At 40.2% G+C, this 296-nt stretch carries 1 pseudogene; it reads right to left on the bottom strand.

What is annotated here, in order from left to right:
* Window positions 1-210: pseudogene (locus tag ACLUWI_RS10470) on the bottom strand (helix-turn-helix domain-containing protein); the annotation flags it as partial.
* Between the last annotated feature and the right edge of the window lie 86 nt (window positions 211-296).

The following is a 296-nucleotide window of genomic DNA, read 5'->3' as shown; positions in this document are numbered from 1 at the left end:
ACCGGCTTGATACTCTTTGACGGCTTCAATCTTGGTATTTAGTGAATAGCGATGATTGAATGAACGATGGCGAACTCCCGCCAAACCATGCAAGAGAAATTGTCGAATCCATCTTGTCATCGTATTCTGATTGACATGATGCATATCAGCGTATACTTTGAGGCCGGATTCTGTCTTTTGATAGCCGTAAAGCAACTCTAGTCTATTCATTGTCGAATAACTTGAAATGCAAAAACCCCCTTAAGGAAATAACACTTTTATTATTTCAAGTGTCACCCTTAAGGGGATTATAGCCC

The sequence above is a fragment of the Limosilactobacillus mucosae genome (assembly GCF_046939755.1).
In the GTDB taxonomy this organism is placed as follows: Bacteria; Bacillota; Bacilli; order Lactobacillales; family Lactobacillaceae; genus Limosilactobacillus; species Limosilactobacillus mucosae_A.
This window is presented reverse-complemented; position numbering and strand designations above follow the sequence as displayed.